The sequence below is a fragment of the Paraburkholderia sp. DHOC27 genome (genome assembly GCF_003429005.1).
GTDB lineage: Bacteria > Pseudomonadota > Gammaproteobacteria > Burkholderiales > Burkholderiaceae > Paraburkholderia.
The window spans coordinates 273369-289405 of sequence record NZ_QVQV01000008.1 but is presented as its reverse complement, the minus strand read 5'-3'; the positions used below and the strand labels follow the sequence as shown (position 1 = coordinate 289405).

At 62.9% G+C, this 16037-nt stretch carries 14 protein-coding genes; 8 read left to right on the top strand and 6 right to left on the bottom strand.

Annotation, left to right across the window (positions count from 1 at the left end; all coding sequences use genetic code 11):
* Positions 1-39 precede the first annotated feature (39 nt).
* Complete coding sequence (locus D0B32_RS25285; RefSeq protein WP_259295133.1) at positions 40-963, bottom strand: TauD/TfdA family dioxygenase; 924 nt, start codon at positions 961-963, stop codon at positions 40-42.
* Between the two features lie 176 nt (positions 964-1139).
* Positions 1140-2432, bottom strand: coding sequence for an aspartate carbamoyltransferase (locus D0B32_RS25280; protein ID WP_117337029.1), 1293 nt, complete (start codon positions 2430-2432; stop codon positions 1140-1142).
* A 458-nt stretch (positions 2433-2890) separates the two neighbouring features.
* On the opposite strand from D0B32_RS25280, the gene D0B32_RS25275 reads away from it, so the two are divergent.
* The 3 genes from D0B32_RS25275 (at position 2891) to D0B32_RS25265 (ending at position 4732) form a co-directional block, all read left to right on the top strand.
* On the top strand, positions 2891-3847 hold the full coding sequence (locus tag D0B32_RS25275; protein WP_117337189.1) for a M23 family metallopeptidase: 957 nt from the start codon (positions 2891-2893) through the stop codon (positions 3845-3847).
* Complete coding sequence (locus D0B32_RS25270) at positions 3840-4208, top strand: hypothetical protein (RefSeq protein WP_117337028.1); 369 nt, start codon at positions 3840-3842, stop codon at positions 4206-4208. Before D0B32_RS25275 ends, D0B32_RS25270 begins: the two co-directional genes overlap by 8 nt.
* A 98-nt stretch (positions 4209-4306) precedes the next feature.
* Positions 4307-4732, top strand: a complete 426-nt coding sequence (locus tag D0B32_RS25265; RefSeq protein WP_117337027.1) for a polymer-forming cytoskeletal protein — start codon at positions 4307-4309, stop codon at positions 4730-4732.
* Positions 4733-4748: 16 nt separating this feature from the next.
* Here D0B32_RS25265 and D0B32_RS25260 read toward each other — a convergent pair whose 3' ends face one another.
* Together D0B32_RS25260 and D0B32_RS25255 are read right to left on the bottom strand one after the other, a co-directional pair.
* Positions 4749-5522, bottom strand: coding sequence for a hypothetical protein (locus tag D0B32_RS25260; protein ID WP_117337026.1), 774 nt, complete (start codon positions 5520-5522; stop codon positions 4749-4751).
* Positions 5523-5632: 110 nt separating this feature from the next.
* A complete protein-coding gene (locus tag D0B32_RS25255; RefSeq protein WP_117337025.1) occupies positions 5633-7705 on the bottom strand; it encodes a bifunctional diguanylate cyclase/phosphodiesterase in 2073 nt (690 codons plus the stop codon).
* 293 nt (positions 7706-7998) lie between these two features.
* Between D0B32_RS25255 and D0B32_RS25250 the strand changes: the two genes are divergently transcribed.
* The 3 genes from D0B32_RS25250 (at position 7999) to D0B32_RS25240 (ending at position 11299) form a co-directional block, all read left to right on the top strand.
* Positions 7999-8976, top strand: coding sequence for a LysR family transcriptional regulator (locus tag D0B32_RS25250; protein WP_117337024.1), 978 nt, complete (start codon positions 7999-8001; stop codon positions 8974-8976).
* Positions 8977-9003: 27 nt separating this feature from the next.
* On the top strand, positions 9004-9948 hold the full coding sequence (locus tag D0B32_RS25245) for a hypothetical protein (RefSeq protein ID WP_117337023.1): 945 nt from the start codon (positions 9004-9006) through the stop codon (positions 9946-9948).
* Positions 9949-10054: 106 nt separating this feature from the next.
* The gene (locus D0B32_RS25240; RefSeq protein WP_117337022.1) at positions 10055-11299 is read left to right on the top strand and encodes a DUF2252 domain-containing protein; all 1245 of its coding nucleotides are present in this window, start codon (positions 10055-10057) and stop codon (positions 11297-11299) included.
* A 94-nt stretch (positions 11300-11393) separates the two neighbouring features.
* Here D0B32_RS25240 and D0B32_RS25235 read toward each other — a convergent pair whose 3' ends face one another.
* Together D0B32_RS25235 and D0B32_RS25230 are read right to left on the bottom strand one after the other, a co-directional pair.
* On the bottom strand, positions 11394-12410 hold the full coding sequence (locus D0B32_RS25235) for a sterol desaturase family protein (RefSeq protein ID WP_117337021.1): 1017 nt from the start codon (positions 12408-12410) through the stop codon (positions 11394-11396).
* Positions 12411-12568: 158 nt separating this feature from the next.
* On the bottom strand, positions 12569-13582 hold the full coding sequence (locus D0B32_RS25230; RefSeq protein ID WP_117337020.1) for a beta-propeller fold lactonase family protein: 1014 nt from the start codon (positions 13580-13582) through the stop codon (positions 12569-12571).
* Between the two features lie 160 nt (positions 13583-13742).
* On the opposite strand from D0B32_RS25230, the gene D0B32_RS25225 reads away from it, so the two are divergent.
* Together D0B32_RS25225 and D0B32_RS25220 are read left to right on the top strand one after the other, a co-directional pair.
* Positions 13743-15062, top strand: coding sequence for an Nramp family divalent metal transporter (locus D0B32_RS25225; protein WP_117337019.1), 1320 nt, complete (start codon positions 13743-13745; stop codon positions 15060-15062).
* A gap of 218 nt (positions 15063-15280) precedes the next feature.
* The gene (locus tag D0B32_RS25220) at positions 15281-16030 is read left to right on the top strand and encodes a glycosyltransferase (RefSeq protein ID WP_117337018.1); all 750 of its coding nucleotides are present in this window, start codon (positions 15281-15283) and stop codon (positions 16028-16030) included.
* The last annotated feature ends 7 nt before the right edge of the window (positions 16031-16037 follow it).

Sequence of the window (16037 nt, the reverse complement as noted above, 5' to 3'; positions counted from 1 at the left end):
GGCATGGCGGGGCAAAGCCAAGCGACAACCAGCCCGCACTCAGAACGGCACGTCGCCTTCAATCGTCGTGCGGTACATCTTGCGCCGCAAATGATCGGGCGTGCCAGCGGCGAGATGCATCAGCGAGCGGTTGTCCCAGAACACCATATCGTGCTCCGCCCATACATGCCGGTACAGGTGCTCGGGGCGTACGCTATGCGCGAAGAGTTCGGCCAGCAGTTGCTGGCTTTCGTCTTCCGGCATGCCGATGATGCGGGTCGTGAAATGCTCGCTGACGAATAACGCTTTACGTCCCGTTTCCGGATGCGTGCGCACGACCGGATGTACGACCGGTTTGACCTCGGCGATCTGCTCGGCTGAGAGATTCGGGCGCCACGGGCTGCGCTTTTGCAACTCCGCGTATTTCGACAGATAGGTATGCTCGGCAGACTTGCCGGCTACCGCATCGCGCAGATGAGTCGGCAAGGTGTCCCACGCCAGATGCATGTTGGCGAACAAGGTGTCGCCGCCTTCTGCTGGCAACTCCTGTGCATGCAGCATTGAGCCAAGGCTCGGCTTGTCCTTGTATGAAAGGTCCGAGTGCCAGAAGTGACCGGCGTCGCCGAGTCCGATGGGTTTGCCGTTCTCGACGATGTTCGAGACGATCAGCACTTCCGGATAGCCGGCAAGCTGGAACTGATGCAGCACATGGATTTGCAGCGGGCCGAAGCGGTGGCTGAAAGCGATTTGCTGTTCGGGCGTGATGCGCTGGTCGCGAAACACCAGCACGTGATGATCGAGATGAGCCCGATGAATGCGCGCGAAGTCTTCGGCACTGAGCGGCTGGCTCAGATCGAGTCCCAGTACTTCGGCACCTACGGCGCCGTCGAAAGAGCGAATCTCGATAGCTTGCGGAGCGGGAGTGGAAGCCGTTGCGCGAGCGGCAGACTGGCTGCGTACGGACGGGTTGGTTGCGATCGTCACACTGAACTCTTCGGTCGGATAAGGCGTGATTGGAGCGGAGCGCCGTTCGTGGCGCATTGCCCCAATCTACCGCCGTGTCCTGCCGTGAGCAACGAAGCAAATCCGATACGTTTATCTGCTGGAGTGATAAACCGGATGCTGGACTGGACGCGCTTCAGCCAGCGCTCAAGCAGTCCTTAGTCGATCCCATGAAACACGGCATCGTCCGGGCCGAGATACACGGGCGGGCGCCACGCGGCATCACGCATGGAATGCTGGACCAGTTTCTCGACGCCCAGCAGCGTCGCGAAGATCGCCATACGCACCGGAATGCCGTTGTCGGTTTGCCGGAAAATGGCGAGCCGCGAATCGTGATTCAGATCGACGCTCAGATCGTTCGCGCCTGGCCGGCTGTCGCGCGGCAGCGGGTGCATGATCAGCGTGTCGTGGCCGCACACGCTGTCCACCAGTGCCTGGTTGATCTGGAAGTCCGGCGTGTAGCCTTCGAAGGATTCGTCGGCGAAGCGCTCTTTCTGGATGCGCGTGGCGTACACCACATCCGCGCCACGCAGGCCCGCCTTCAGGTCGTGCGTCTGCTCGACCACGTGATCGTTGCGCGAAATCTGTTCGACGATATAAGCCGGCATTTCCAGCGACGGCGGCGAGATCAGCGTGAACTTGATGCCGCGATAAAGCGCCAGCAGCTTGACCAGCGAATGCACCGTGCGCCCGTATTTGAGGTCGCCGACCAGCGCGATATGCGCGCCGTCCACGATCTTGCCGAGCCGCGAGAATTCGCGCTGGATCGTGTACAGGTCGAGCAGCGCCTGGCTCGGGTGCTCGCCGGGGCCGTCGCCGCCGTTGATCACCGGCACGTTGGTGGCGCGCGCGAATTCCGCTACCGAGCCTTGCTCCGGATGGCGGATCACCAGCGCGTCGACGTAGCCGCTCATCACGCGGCTGGTGTCGTAAATCGATTCGCCCTTGGCCATCGAAGAAAACGTGAAACCCGTGGTGTCGCAGACCGAGCCGCCCAGCCGGCAGAACGCCGCGCCGAAACTCACGCGGGTGCGGGTGCTGGCTTCGAAGAACAGATTGCCAAGCACCGCGCCTTCCAGCACACGGGAGATTTTGCGGCGGCGCGCGATGGGCTGCATGATGTCCGCGACGCGAAAGAGCGCTTCCACGGAATCGCGCGAGAACTGATCCACCGACAACAGCTGCGGCTTGCCCTCGAACAGCATCTGGCTCGCCAGCGACTGCGAGTCTACGCTTTGCGTATAGTTTTCGCGAGGCTCGCCGTTCACCACGATTTCCCCGACAAAGCGCTCGACGATTTCCGGCATGGCCCGCGATTCCTGTGAATCGTCCGGCAAGAGCCACGTATCCAGGGCGCGACGCGAAACGCCGATGCGGCTCGCGAAGGTGTCGCGGGTCATGTTCAGGCGACGCATGGCGTCGCGGAGGAAGGCTTGTTGCGGGACGCTCATGCAGGCACCTCTTTCTCGATTTATGTACGCGGTGCGTATATTAGTGCGACTGACTGAGAAGTCAAGTTTTTTTGGATAAACCTATCCGCAACAGCCCGGCAACGAATTCGCAACGAACGCGGCACGCGGCTGACACGAGCAAGCGGCGCGCTAGCCAGACGCCTGCAGCAACTAATAGAGAGGAAGAGGAGGAAGAGGAGGAAGAAGAGGGGCGACTTCGCGAAGTCTGACGAGGCAGGCGGCTATTTTAGGATGCTGTCTGGAAACGTCAGGGGATAATCGACGCCCTTGTCTTTGATCCAACGTCGGCTGCCGGCCGACTCGCGCTGTATGTCCCCCCTTTCTGTTTGCCTTTCCCCCGGTTTTTCCGCTTCGCCCGTGCGCCGCTTCAGTGGGCGCACGCATGCGCCGGCGCCGTCACCATTGTCATTGCGCGCGCCGCAGACGAGGGCGCGCTGATGTCCTCGATTCTGGGTGCGGGCAGTCAGCTAAGCCGCGGTGAAGTCCGCTTTGTCACGCGACGCACGGCGTTGACGATCGCCATCGCGGCAGCGGCGGGCACCTCGCTGCTGGCGCTCGCATTAGGCGTGGTGGTCGGCATGCATCTGCCCGGCCGCGAACCGGCCAACGTGGGCGTGCATCCCGCCAACCGCGTGGAGCACGACTACGCCATTGATCAACTGGGCAAGCTCAATGCCTCGATGGCGCAGATCGAGCCGCGCATCGAGCGGCTTACGAGCCAGGTCGGTACGTTGCGTGATTTCGAAGCGCGCCTGAAGACGCCGCGCGCCGCGGCCGGCGTTCCTGCAAGTTCGACCGAGCAGGGCACCGCCGACGCCGACGGCGAAGGCGGCCCGTCGTTGCCGCCGCGGCCCTGCGTCGAAGTGACAGCGCAAGCACGTTCCCACGACGCCGCCGCGACCCAGCAGCAACTCGACTGCATCAACGCGACCTTGTCGGCGCTCGAACACGAAGCCAACGTCCATGAAGTGGCGTTCAGTGCATTTCCTGGCCGCATGCCCGCTGACGGCGCGCGTTTCGGGTCGCCGTTCGGCAATCGCTTCGACCCGTTCACGCATCGGCTCAGTTTTCATCCGGGCGTCGATCTGGTCGCCCCGAGCGGCACGGCCATTCTGGCGGCGGCCGGCGGGCGCGTGATCTTCGCCGGCGTCAAAAATGGCTATGGCAACGCGGTCGAAATCGACCACGGCAACGGGCTCATCACCCGCTATGGTCACGCCTCCCGCATCCTCGTTCACGAAGGCGATCTCGTGTTGCCGCGTCAACATGTCGCCGACGTTGGCAGCACGGGCCGCTCCACCGGGCCGCATCTCCATTTCGAAGTGCTGGTGAACGGCGCGCCCGTCGATCCCACCGCTTATCTCGCGCTCTTCAGCGGCACGCATCATGATTAATCTTCGTATGCCCCGCCCGGCGGGCGGTCTTGCTCAGGGCAGCTATGCGCTGCAACCGGTGCGCTCGCGCGTCGCGCGTGTCGCCGTGTGGTGCGCGATATGCGCAGTCAGCGTCGGCGTGGGTGCCGCTGCCATGTATGGCTATCAGCGTCACGTGCAGATGCGGCGCGACGCCTGCGTCAGCACGCCGCTGGCGGCCGACGGTACGCAAGCCGAACTGGAGCGGACCCGCCTCGCGCTCGCGCAGGAATCCACCGCGCGCGCGGCTGTGCAAAAGACCGCGGACGCCGCCACCGCCGAGGCCAGCCGCCTCAACGCCCAACTGCTGTTTTTGCGCGATCAGGGCAAAAAGCGCCGTTGAGGCGCGCCCTGCAAACGAGCACCGCTTCATTCGAGCCGGCGCGTCGCCCGGCGACCCTTCATGCGACGCACCTTTTCATTCATCAGTTAGAGATTTTTATGTTCAGCAAGAAGAAAGCCGCGGGCATCCAGCACACCAAGCTCGCCACCCTGATCGCCCATGATGTGCGCATGACCGGCGACCTCGAATTCAGCGAGGGTCTGCGCATGGACGGTCACGTGAAAGGCAACGTGATTGGCAAGGCGGGTACGCAGACGCTGCTCGTGCTGAGCGATCGCGGGTCGATCGAGGGCAACGTGCATGGCTACGACGTGGTGGTCAACGGCAAGATTGTCGGCGACGTGATCGCGGATCACTTCGTCGAATTGCAGCCCAATGCGCACGTGACCGGCAACATCCACTACCAGCAGTTGCGCATGGACTGCGGTGCCTCGGTGGATGGCAAGCTGACCCGGCGCGATCCGGCGCATGCGGCCACGATGATTGCCGGCGAGGCCGGTGACGTCGAATCGCAATACGATTGAGGCGGCGCGCGAGGCGTCAGCCGGCCACGCTCTCCACGATGATCGCCTGGCCGCCCGCGCTGTCGGGCCGCATGACAGGCCGCGCCGGGTTGGGATAGCGCGCGGCGCCCTTGTCGAGCTTGGCGAGAATGTTTTGCTCGACGATCATCTGTTGCAACGCCAGCACGATCAACCCGGTCATCAGCAGCAGATCGCTGGCGAACACCATCGCGTAGAGCGCCGAGGTCCGCGTCGGGCTGCTGAGCAGCATCGACAGATGACCCTGGTTCAGCATCACGAGCGTCAGCGGCATGACCGCGTTGAGCGTCGCGAAAGCACTTGCCACCAATACCAGCAGACGCGCTGTGCCGAGATCGGGACGGCGCCGCCGGCACACTTCATACAGCGTCAACGCGCGGCACGGCAGGAAGAACACGATCAGAAGCGCGGCGCGGGCGAGCGGCGGCGCATCCCATGCGTGCAGCAGCGCAAACAGCACCCCGAACAATGCCGTGGTGGCGAGGCCGGCACGCAGCGAGGCGGTGGCGCCGAACAGCACGCGTGTGCCCGTCCACACCATCAGACGTGCCTGCAGATTCAGCACGGCCGTGGCGACCAGCAGCACCTTGGTGGGCCACACCGCGTGCAGGCCGAAACACATCGCCGCCGCGCTCGTCAGCACACAGGACACCGCCCAGAAGCGGAACGCGGCCACTTCCTTGAACATGCGTGACAGCGCAGTGGTGACCACCGCCATACAGAGAAACGTGATCAGAAACAGCGAATTGAATGTCGCTACATCAAACTTCATGAGCCTCCCGGCCTGGAAAACGTTTGCTTCAGCAGATTGAACCGCAATGGACGCGTGGAGAGGCTGTCCACGCACGCTGTGGAGCACTCCTTCCACATCAACTGAAATGACTAGACCGACGCCACACGGTCCTTCAGCAGTGCGCTGAACGCATCGGCCGCCAGCGGCTTGCCGAGCAGGAAGCCCTGCATTTCGTCGCACATCATCTCTTTGAGCTTGCCGAGCTGCGAGGCGGTTTCGACGCCTTCGGCCACCACGTCCATATCGAGCGAATGGGCGAGTGCAATGATCGCGGAGACGATCGCCGTGCCTTCCGGCGTTTTGTCATCGAGCCCGTTGGTAAAGAAGCGGTCGATCTTCAGTTGCTTGACGCGGAAGCGCTGCAGATACGCGAGACTCGAATAGCCGGTGCCGAAGTCGTCAATGGCGATTTCGAAACCGCTGGTCTGGAATTCGCGAATCATCTCGATCGTGCGCGGCGCGTCCTGCATCGCCACGGTCTCGGTGATTTCGAACATGATGCGGTCGCACGCAACGCCTTCTTCCTGGACGATCTTCAGGATCGAGGAAACCAGATTCGGCTGCGAAAGCTGACGCGGCGAGAGGTTGATCGCAATCTTCATGGCCGGCAGCCCTTCGTCGATCCAGCTGCGAATCTGCCGGCAGGTCTCGCGCACCACCCAGTAGCCGATCTGCACGATCTGCCCGGAGCGCTCGGCAATCGGGATGAATTCCATGGGCGGCAGCGTGCCGAGCACCGGGTGATTGAGGCGGATCAGCGCTTCGGCGCCGGCCAGCTCGTTGCTGTCGCCACGGAATTTCGGCTGGAAGTTCAGCGAGAAATGACCGGCCGTGAGCGCTTCGTGCAGCGCATGCTGGATTTGCAGCGTGCGCGTCGCGGCTTCGTTCATGCTCGCTTCGAAGAACCGGTACGTGCTGCGTCCCGCGCGCTTGGCTTCGTACATCGCGGCGTCGGCATGCTTGAGCAACGTGTCGACGTTCTCGCCGTCCTGCGGATACAGCGCAATGCCGATGCTCGGCATGACCTGCAGCGGCTCCTTGTCGTTCCACACGCCTTCGCGCATGCGCTCCAGCACACCTTCCGCGATCAGCCCCGCGTCCTGACGCGAGCCGAGGTTCTCCGCCATCACCACGAACTCGTCACCGCCGAGCCGCGCCACGGTATCGGTGGCGCGCACGCAGATCTGCAGACGTTGCGCAAACGCGGCCAGCACCTGGTCGCCCGCCGAGTGGCCGAGTGAATCGTTGATGGTCTTGAAGCCGTCCAGATCCATGAAGAGGATCGCGAACACGCTGTTGCGGCGGCGCGCCAGTTCGATAGCCGCTTCGATCCGCTCCGTGAGCGTGGTGCGGTTGGGCAGGCCGGTCAGCGTATCGAGCGTGGCAAGCCGCACGATCTGTCCGTTCAGACGCGACACGGCGCTGACGAGGAACGTGGTGCGTGCGTCGAAGCGCGACAGCATCAGCGTGACGATCAGGATCGCGAAGGTCAGCACGGTCACGGCTGTACCGAGCCACGTGGTATCAATGCCGCCGTTCGCCGCGCCGCAGATGGCGCCCACGGGGAACGCAGCCGCTTCCATGCCGGAGTAATGCATGCCGTTGATGGCGACGGCCATCACCAGCGCGGCGCCGAAACGGGCCAGCAGAACGTTGCGGGCGCGGTTGTCGGCGAGGCGGCGCGCGATCAGCAGCGCGGCCATCGACGCACCGATCGCAATGGCGATCGACGCCGCGAACCAGCCCGGTTGATAGTCGATGCCCGGCTGCATGCGCATGGCGGCCATGCCGGTGTAGTGCATGCCGGCGATGCCGACGCCCATGATCACGCTGCCCGCCGCGAGATGACCGAGCGTGACCTTGGTGCGCGTCGTCACGAAGAGCGCGAGGCACGACACCACGATCGCAAGGGCGAGCGACCATGCCGTGAGTCCAACGTCGTAGCCGACCGGAATGGGTAGCGAAAACGCCAGCATCGCGATGAAGTGCATCGACCAGATGCCGACGCCCATCGCAGCCGCGCCGCCCACTAGCCACGCATGGCGCAGCAGCGAGGTGGCGAGCATCGAGATGCGGCCGGTGAGATCGAGTGCGGTGTACGACGCCAGGGTCGCCACAGCGAAGGATGCCGCCACCAGCCAGAAGTTGTATGTGCCAAGCATGATTAGTCCAGCCGGTAAAGGGTGACGGCTCATCTGCTTTACGGCAGATTACAATTTTTGTTTAGCTGTTTTTTTAAAAAAAGCGGCATGTTTCCTTACCAATGCTCGAGCGCGAGACAAAGGCGTTTCATCTTCACTTTTTGCGAATGAAACTGCCTGTGTGCGCTCATGCTGCGAGCATTTGTGGTCGCCGTTGCCATCCGTACTTGTCCTCATCGCCGCGCGGCCGCAGCCCGCTCGTTCAGTGCTAGACTCGAATTGCCTTTAACTCCAGGTTAAGAATCCGGGTAGCCGTGACGTCCTCCATCCAGGCCGACGACCTCGCGTTTTTTTCCGTCCTCGCCAGCCGTGGCAGTCTGACTGCTGCCGCGCGCGAGCTGGGTCTCTCTACCGCTGCGGTCAGCAAGCACCTGGCGCAAATGGAATTGCGCGCGGGCGTCGCGCTGGTGAACCGCACCACGCGGCGCATGAGCCTCACGCCGGAAGGCGAGGTCTACCTTGCTGGCGCGCGGCGCGTGCTCGACGAAATCGAACAACTGGAGCAGTCGCTTGGCGGCGCGCGGGTCACACCCAAAGGACTGCTGCGCGTCAATGCCACGCTCGGTTTTGGCCGCAGTCATGTGGCGCCCGTCATCTCCCGCTTCGTGCGCGAGTTTCCGCAAGTGGACGTGCAACTGGAGTTGTCCGTGGATCCGCCGCCGCTCGGCGACGACAGCTATGACATCTGCGTGCGCTTCGGCGAGCCGCCCGACGCCCGCGTGATCGCGCGGCGCATTGCACCCAACCGGCGTTTGCTGTGTGCCGCGCCGGCCTATCTGGCGAAGCATCGCGCGCCGCAACTGCCGGCCGATCTCGCGCTGCACAACTGCATCGGCATCCGTCAAGGCAGCGATGGCTACGGCGTGTGGCGTCTGACGCGCGACGCGGATGCGGCGCACAAAACCGAAAGCGTGCGCGTGCGCAGCAACCTCACCACCAACGACGGCGAGATTGCAGTGCGCTGGGCACTCGACGGCCACGGCATCCTGATGCGTGCGGAGTGGGATATTCGCGGCTATCTGCGCGACGGCACGCTGGTGCAGGTGCTACCCGAATACCGCACCGCAGGCGCGGATATCTACGCGGTCTATGCGCCACAGCATCAAGCCAGCGCGCGGGTTCGCGCATTCATCGATTTTCTGTCAGCATCGTTGACAGAGTCCGTACCTGTTACAGCGAACTCGCGGCGCGGCGGTGTGCGCGCGAGACGTCCCTTGTCGAGGACCTGGTAACCACCGGCTTCATCGCCGGCTTTATCCATGCGAGCCAAACCTTGCGTTGCTGCTGTCGCCGTCACCGTCACTGTCGTCGCCGTGCTTCTGTCCGCTGGCCTCGCGCCGTCACGGGCGGCAGCGCAGGCGTTCGAGAGCGGTTCGCGCGCCGAGTTGTACCGCCGTCATGTGCTGGGTGGCAAGGACGTGCAGTGCCGCACCAACGCGTCCTGTGCCGCGCTCGGTGTCGAGGCGCTCAATGCCGGGCACATCAGGGACGCGCAGGCGCTGGTGGACATGGAAGCGATGCTCGCCGATGCGGCGACGTTGCAGGCTGAAGAGGAGAACGCGCCCAAGGCGATCGGATCGGCCGAGTCGCGCGTCGACATGGCGCTCGTGCACGAGGGCGATGTGCAGGCCAGTGAGGACGCGTTCGCGAATGCCCGCGCCTACTATCGCAGCGCGATCACGCGCGCGAGCCACAGCGCTGAAGATCCCATGCTGAGCCGCGTCAGAACCGTGGCGCAGCAGCGCCTTGCGGGGATCGCGGATAAAAACGTCGTGCAGGGTCCGCCCGCAGCAGGGACCCACTTCGCGCGCTACATGAATCTGGGTGCGTGGAGCAGCGTGACGCTCACGCCGCTCAAAGGCCGGCGTGGCGAATACCGGCTCGATGCGGAGTTCGTTTATCCCAGCGTGGGCCAGGACGGCAACCCGCAGGCGAGCACCGGCAGCGTGGTGGCCAACGTGCGTTTCTTTGGCGGCATTGCGCGCGTGCCGGTATCCGACGTGCCGCGTGGTGCGTTGATCGAAGCCACTTCTCACCTGGCGAATCCCGCTCCTTACGAAGGCCGCCCGGATAGATGTCTGCTCGAATTCAGATTGAGCGAACCGGAGACGCTCGAAGTGCTCACGCATGGTTCTGCTGATGCGTGTGGCTTTGGTGCGCGGGTTACGGCAGATGGCGCCTATTATCTAAAGACCGATTCCTAGACTTCGGCAATCAGGTCTATCAGAGTAAGCACATGCGAAACACGTTCTTCACAGCATGGTCGGGGCCGTTGCGCTCCCGCGGCCGCGTCGCAACCAGGAGGCTGCCATGACCGATATCGTCAAGGAGATCGCGAGCTTCAATGCGAAGCGGGACCCCGAGCGGCTGGCGATGAAATACAAGCTGATGCGCAGCTCGCCGTTCGTCTTTTTGCGTGGGACCTGTCATCTGTTTTACGAGCGTCTGCCGCAGGGCAGCGTGCTGGCCAGTGCGCCCGCGGTGTGGATCTGCGGCGACATGCACCTGGAGAATTTCGGCAGCTACAAGGGCGATAACCGTCTCGTCTATTTCGACATCAACGATTTCGACGAGGCCTGCCTGGCGCCGAGTCTGTACGAGCTGATTCGCCTGCTGACGAGCGTGCTGGTGGGCGCGGACGACCTGCGTGTGAGCCGCGCCGAGGCACTCGCGCTGTGCCACACGGCAGTAGAGGCGTATGCGGCCGCATTGCGGGTCGGCAAGGCGCGCTGGATCGAAGCCGAGACCTCCGTGGGCATGGTGCGCGATCTGTTCGATGCGTTGAGCAAGTCGTCGCGTGTCGACCTGCTGAATCGCCGCACGGAACTCAAGGGCAAGCAGCGCGTATTGCGCGTGGACGGTAAAAAGGCGCTGCCGGTGAGCGACAAGGCGCGTGCCGAAGTGACCGCCTTCATGAACGATTTCGCGAGCCACCACGGCGACCCGAACAATCCGGACTTTTATCGCATCATCGACGTGGCGCGGCGCATTGCCGGCACCGGCAGTCTGGGTGTCGATCGCTACGTGGTGCTGGTGGAAGGCAAGGGCTCGCCGGATGGCAACTATCTGATCGACCTGAAAGAGGCGTTACCGTCTTCAGTGGTGCCGCACGTCACGACGAAACAGCCTGCCTGGCAGAGTGAATCGTATCGGGTCGTGGAGATTCAGCGGCGCTGTCAGGCGGTCTCGCAGGCGCTGCTGCATGCAGTGGAATTCAGGCAGGCGCCTTACGTGCTGCGCAGCCTGCAACCTTCCGAAGATCGCGTGGCCTTGAATGCATGGAATGGCAAGCTGCCGCGGCTCGAATCGGTGGTCAACAACATGGCCGAACTGAGCGCGTGGGCGCAGTTGCGCAGCGGTGGACGGCAGGGCTCGGCCATTGCGGATGACCTCATCGCGTTCAGCAATCGCAAGGACTGGCAGGTGCCGCTCGTCGAGCTGGCGGCGCAGTGCGAAGCGCAGGTGATCGAGGACTGGAAGACGTATTGCGCCGCCTACGACAAGGGCGCGTTTGAGGTGGATGCTGCGCCTGCGCCTGCGCCTGGTAAAGGGTGAGGATTCAGGGTTGCTGGCGGCCGCGTCTGCGTGAGAAGCGTTGCGCAGTGCAACGCTTGATTCACCGCTTAATGCTGCCGCTTAGTGCTGCCGCTTAATTTGCCGCATCACCCGCGCCGCCCGCATAGCCGCGCTGGCCCCGCAGGCGCGCGACGATGCGGCCAAACGCGTACCACTGCTGCGCCAGCAGCCCCTCGCCATACTTGCGGCCAGCGCCATGCGGCGCCGGCAGTTGATCGCGGATGCCGGTGGGCTCGATCTCGCGGTTCCATGAAGCCGTGCGGAACATCATGTCCCACCACGGAAACAGCACGCCGAAATTGCAGCCGTAAGCCGTGCCTTCGTGGCCATAACCCACTGCATGATGGCGGCGGTGAAACACCGGACTCACGATAAGACGCTCCAGCAGCCAGCCATACGGCAGGCGTGCATTCACGTGCTGGATGCTCTGCATGAAGTTGCTCACAGCCACCAGCACCACGAACTGATTCGGCTGCACGCCGATGAACAGCGAAATCGCCGCAAAGAACGCCGCCTGGATGATGTCGTCGAGAAAGTGGTTGCGGTCGTCGTTCCACAGCGACATCTGCTGCTGGCTGTGATGCACCGCATGCAGTTCCCACCACACGCCGAAACGATGCTGCCAGCGGTGATACCAGTAGCCGGCGAAGTCGAGAATGACCAGGTAGATCAGGAACGACACGACCGGTTGATCGGTGACGCCGGGCCAGAGACTGTCGATGTCGATGTTCGGGATGTTGTAGATCGCCATCAGGCTTTGCCAATGATTGAACAGTGGCTGCAGCATGAAGAAAAACGCGATGTTGATGATGCCGAGTTTGGCGATCCACGTGTAGATCACGTCGCTGCGCAGCGCTTTGCGATCTTGCCACTGTTCGACAGGGCGCAGCGCTTCGAGCGGCCGCAAAGCGAGGTACATCACCACCACCTGAAGCGCGCCGATGATCACCCAGTAGAGCGCGTCATAGGTGTCTTCATCGTAGCCCATCAGACCGAAACGATAGAAGAACGGCTGCACCACATCGACATACAGCAGCGTCTGCAGGGCGGACACCATGTTGTCGAGCTGTGCGACGATTTCGTGGAACATCAAATGCCTCGTGAATGACCGGTGATGCGCTTACGTATTCGTTGATGCAAGCACGCGCAGGGCGCGATCTGATAAACCCCGCGCCGCATTGGCACATTGTGCGCGCTAAAACACGACGTACCGATGCGGCGCTTTTAATCCCACGCGCCGAGTGCGGATTAATCCGGATTAGGCGCTACCACCGGCGCGCGATTGTCGAAGTAGATACCGTGCGGCGAGCGGCCCACCGCGATGGTGTCGATCAGCTTACGGGTTGTCAGATCGATGATGCCCACGTGCTTCGCAAAACGGAATCCCACCCATAGATAGCGTTTGTCGGCAGATAGTTCCATGTCATCGGGTCCGGGCATCAGTCCGGTGATGTCGCCCACGTTCGTCAGCGTCGTGTAATCGAGGATGCTGATGGTGCTTTCCACCCGGTTCGACACCACCACGTGCTTGCCGTCATCCAGATTGCGGAAGTTGTGTGCGCCGCGGCCCGTGTGGATCTTCTTGACGATCTGCTGCTTGCGCCAGTCCACCACGGTCACGTCGTCTTCGCCCGTCATGCCGACCAGCAGATAGCGGTCTCCCGGCGTCATCCACAGGCCGGCGGGTTCGTTACCCACCTTCATTTTCCACAGCACGGTCTGGCTCGCCAGGTCGATGGCGGCGAGTTCGCCCGAATCCTGCAGCGTGACGAACACGGTGCGGTTGTCGGACGCGAAGGTCATGTGGCTCGGCGTCTTGCCCAGCGGAATATGCTTGACCAGCGCCATATTCGTGCCGTCGTAACGGTAGATATCCACGCGGTCCATGCGCAGCGCGGCCGTGACGAACCACTTGTGATCGGGCGAGAAGCCCAGTTGATACGGGTCTTCGATGCCGTCCACAGTGCGCTGCACGCGGCCGGTGTGCGGGTCGACGAACATCAGGTTGTTGGACACCGAATCGGCGACGATCAGCGACTTGCCGTCCGGCGTAATCATCAAGTGATGCGGCTCTTTGCCGGTGGGCTCCGTGCCGACCACCTTATGGGTGGTCTCGTCGATCAGCGATAGCTCGGATTCGCCCGAGTCGAGCACGATCACGCGGTCTTCAGCACGGGCAGTGTGGACATGGCCCGCGAGGGCAAACAGTACAGCGGCGGATAGGGTAGCTCTCGAGAGGAATGTAACCGGCGAGTAAGGCATTCTGTAAAGTATCCGAAGGTGATGCGACACCAAAAAACGTGCCTTCAAAAGAGGGGGCGGCCAGGCCGCACTTTAACAACGTTCGTCGCGCCGTTTTCGATGACGCGCCGCGTGGAAATGTGAGAGATTAGCTGAGAAGGCCGGACCCGACGAGGTGCGAATGGACGAACGCGTACGCGACAAGCTCAGGCCAGCGACACTCACGGGCCGCACCTCGCGTGCGATCCGCGATGCGCTGGAAGGGCGCAGTCACGGCATCGCGCTCGTCTTGCCGTTCGCGGGGCCCGCCGTGGTGGTGTCCGTAGCCTACATGGATCCGGGCAACTTCGCGACCAACATTCAGGCGGGCGCGCATTACGGTTACGCGCTGCTGTGGGTGGTGCTGCTCGCCAATCTCGTGGCCATGCTGTTCCAGACGCTTTCGGCAAAACTGGGCATCGTCACCGGCTGCAATCTCGCGGAATTGTGCCGCGATCATTTTCCCGCACCGCTCGTCTACGCCATGTGGGTGGTGAGCGAAATCGCCGCGATGGCCACGGACCTCGCGGAATTTCTGGGCGGCGCAATCGGTCTCGCGCTGCTGTTCCACATGCCGTTGCTGGCGGGCATGATCGTCACCGCGATCGTCACGTATGTGCTGCTGCTGTTCGAGAAGGCGGGCTTCCGGCCGCTCGAACTGGCCATCGGTGCACTGGTCGGCATCATCGGGCTTTCGTATCTCGCGGAAGTGCTGATCGCGCCCGTCACGTGGCCCGCTGTCTTCAGGCACCTGGTGACGCCGCAATTGCCCGACGCCGGCGCGATCACGATCGCGGTGGGCATCATCGGCGCAACCGTCATGCCGCACGCGCTGTTTCTGCATTCCGGCCTGACGCAACACCGTGCGACCGCGTCGAACGAAGGCGAGCGCGTCAAACTGCTGCGCTACTCCACGATCGAAGTGGTGATCGCATTGACGCTCGCCGGCCTCATCAACATGGCGATGGTCATCATGGCGTCCAGCGCCTTTCATGCGGGGCACCCGGAGGTGGCCGAAATCGAGGCCGCGTATCACACGCTTGCGCCGCTGCTCGGCATTGGCGCGGCCGGCATCTTTCTGCTGTCGCTGATCGCTTCGGGCATTTCCAGTTCGGTCGTGGGCACGATGGCGGGGCAGATGATCATGCAGGGCTTCGTCGGCTTTCAGATTCCGCTGTGGGTCCGGCGCGCCATCACGATGGTGCCGTCTTTCGCGGTGGTGGCAATGGGCGTGAATGCGACACGCGCGCTCGTCATCAGCCAGGTGGTGTTGTGTTTTGCGCTGCCCGTGCCGATGGCCGCGCTCGTGTGGTTCACCTGTCATGGCAAGGTGATGGGCGCCTATAAAAACCGCCTCGTGATGATCGTCGCCGGCAGTGCGTCGGCGCTGGCCATCCTCGCGCTCAACGTCGTTCTTCTGCTGCAGACCTTCGGCGTGAGCGTGCCCGGTCTGCCTGCCTGAGACGCTGACGAAACATTGCCGACGTGTCAGCATCGCGCTGGGTGTTCGCTGCTAAAAAACCGCTTTGTCACCGTGAAGACTTTTTGATGTGCATGATGCTAGGTCAGCGGCGCAATTGATGAAGGGCTCGGAAAGCGCAGGGACGAACCGGTTGAATGCCGCAACCGGGGACCGCTTGATCGGGCCAGCCATCGCATGCATCACCCACGACCTTTTCTATGCCATCCAGAGGCCATCGCGTTTCCTGCATCATCTGCGCTTACAACGAAGCACCCCGCATTGCCGCCGTGCTGGCCGTCGCGACGACTCATCCGCTATTGGGCGAAGTCATCGTGGTCGACGACGGCTCGACGGACGGCACCGCTGACGTGGTCCGTGCGTTTGCCGCCGTCAAGCTGATCCAGTGCGAGAAAAACGGCGGTAAAAGCGCGGCCATGGCGCTCGGGATCGCCGCGGCGCAACACGAATGGCTGATGCTGCTCGACGCGGATCTCAAGGGGCTCGCCGCTGAACATATCAGCGGACTCGCGGCGCCCGTGCTGAGCGGCCGCGCGGACGTGAGTCTGAGCTTGCGGCAAAACAGCCTGCTGATCTTTCGCATCATCGGACTGGACTTCGTGTCCGGTGAGCGCGTGGTCAGAAAAGATTTGCTGAGTGCGGCGCTCAAGGAGATTCGCGGCTTGCCGCGCTTCGGCATCGAGGTGTTCATGAACCGGCGCATCATCGCGAGCCGGCTCTCCATTGCCGTGACGCACTGGCCGCATGTCACGCAGGCACGCAAGACCGAAAAACTCGGCTACTGGCGCGGCGTGCGCGCTGAATGGCGCATGCTGGCCGATTTGCTGAAGGTGACGTATCCGCTTGCGCTGATCTCGCAGACGCTGCGGCTATTCGCGTTGCGGGTCGATCATCCGGGGCGCGCGCGCCTTTCCGTGCGCATCAGAAAACCGCGTGATACGGTTGCTTGATGAGACG

Excerpts from the sequence above, each read along its gene's own strand:
- D0B32_RS25280 (WP_117337029.1), bottom strand. The coding sequence starts at position 2,432 with ATGAGCGTCCCGCAACAAGCCTTCCTCCGCGACGCCATGCGTCGCCTG.
- D0B32_RS25275 (WP_117337189.1), top strand. The coding sequence starts at position 2,891 with ATGTCCTCGATTCTGGGTGCGGGCAGTCAGCTAAGCCGCGGTGAAGTC.
- D0B32_RS25270 (WP_117337028.1), top strand. The coding sequence starts at position 3,840 with ATGATTAATCTTCGTATGCCCCGCCCGGCGGGCGGTCTTGCTCAGGGC.
- D0B32_RS25265 (WP_117337027.1), top strand. The coding sequence starts at position 4,307 with ATGTTCAGCAAGAAGAAAGCCGCGGGCATCCAGCACACCAAGCTCGCC.
- D0B32_RS25260 (WP_117337026.1), bottom strand. The coding sequence starts at position 5,522 with ATGAAGTTTGATGTAGCGACATTCAATTCGCTGTTTCTGATCACGTTT.
- D0B32_RS25255 (WP_117337025.1), bottom strand. The coding sequence starts at position 7,705 with ATGCTTGGCACATACAACTTCTGGCTGGTGGCGGCATCCTTCGCTGTG.
- D0B32_RS25245 (WP_117337023.1), top strand. The coding sequence starts at position 9,004 with ATGCGAGCCAAACCTTGCGTTGCTGCTGTCGCCGTCACCGTCACTGTC.
- D0B32_RS25240 (WP_117337022.1), top strand. The coding sequence starts at position 10,055 with ATGACCGATATCGTCAAGGAGATCGCGAGCTTCAATGCGAAGCGGGAC.
- D0B32_RS25235 (WP_117337021.1), bottom strand. The coding sequence starts at position 12,410 with ATGTTCCACGAAATCGTCGCACAGCTCGACAACATGGTGTCCGCCCTG.
- D0B32_RS25230 (WP_117337020.1), bottom strand. The coding sequence starts at position 13,582 with ATGCCTTACTCGCCGGTTACATTCCTCTCGAGAGCTACCCTATCCGCC.
- D0B32_RS25225 (WP_117337019.1), top strand. The coding sequence starts at position 13,743 with ATGGACGAACGCGTACGCGACAAGCTCAGGCCAGCGACACTCACGGGC.
- D0B32_RS25220 (WP_117337018.1), top strand. The coding sequence starts at position 15,281 with ATGCCATCCAGAGGCCATCGCGTTTCCTGCATCATCTGCGCTTACAAC.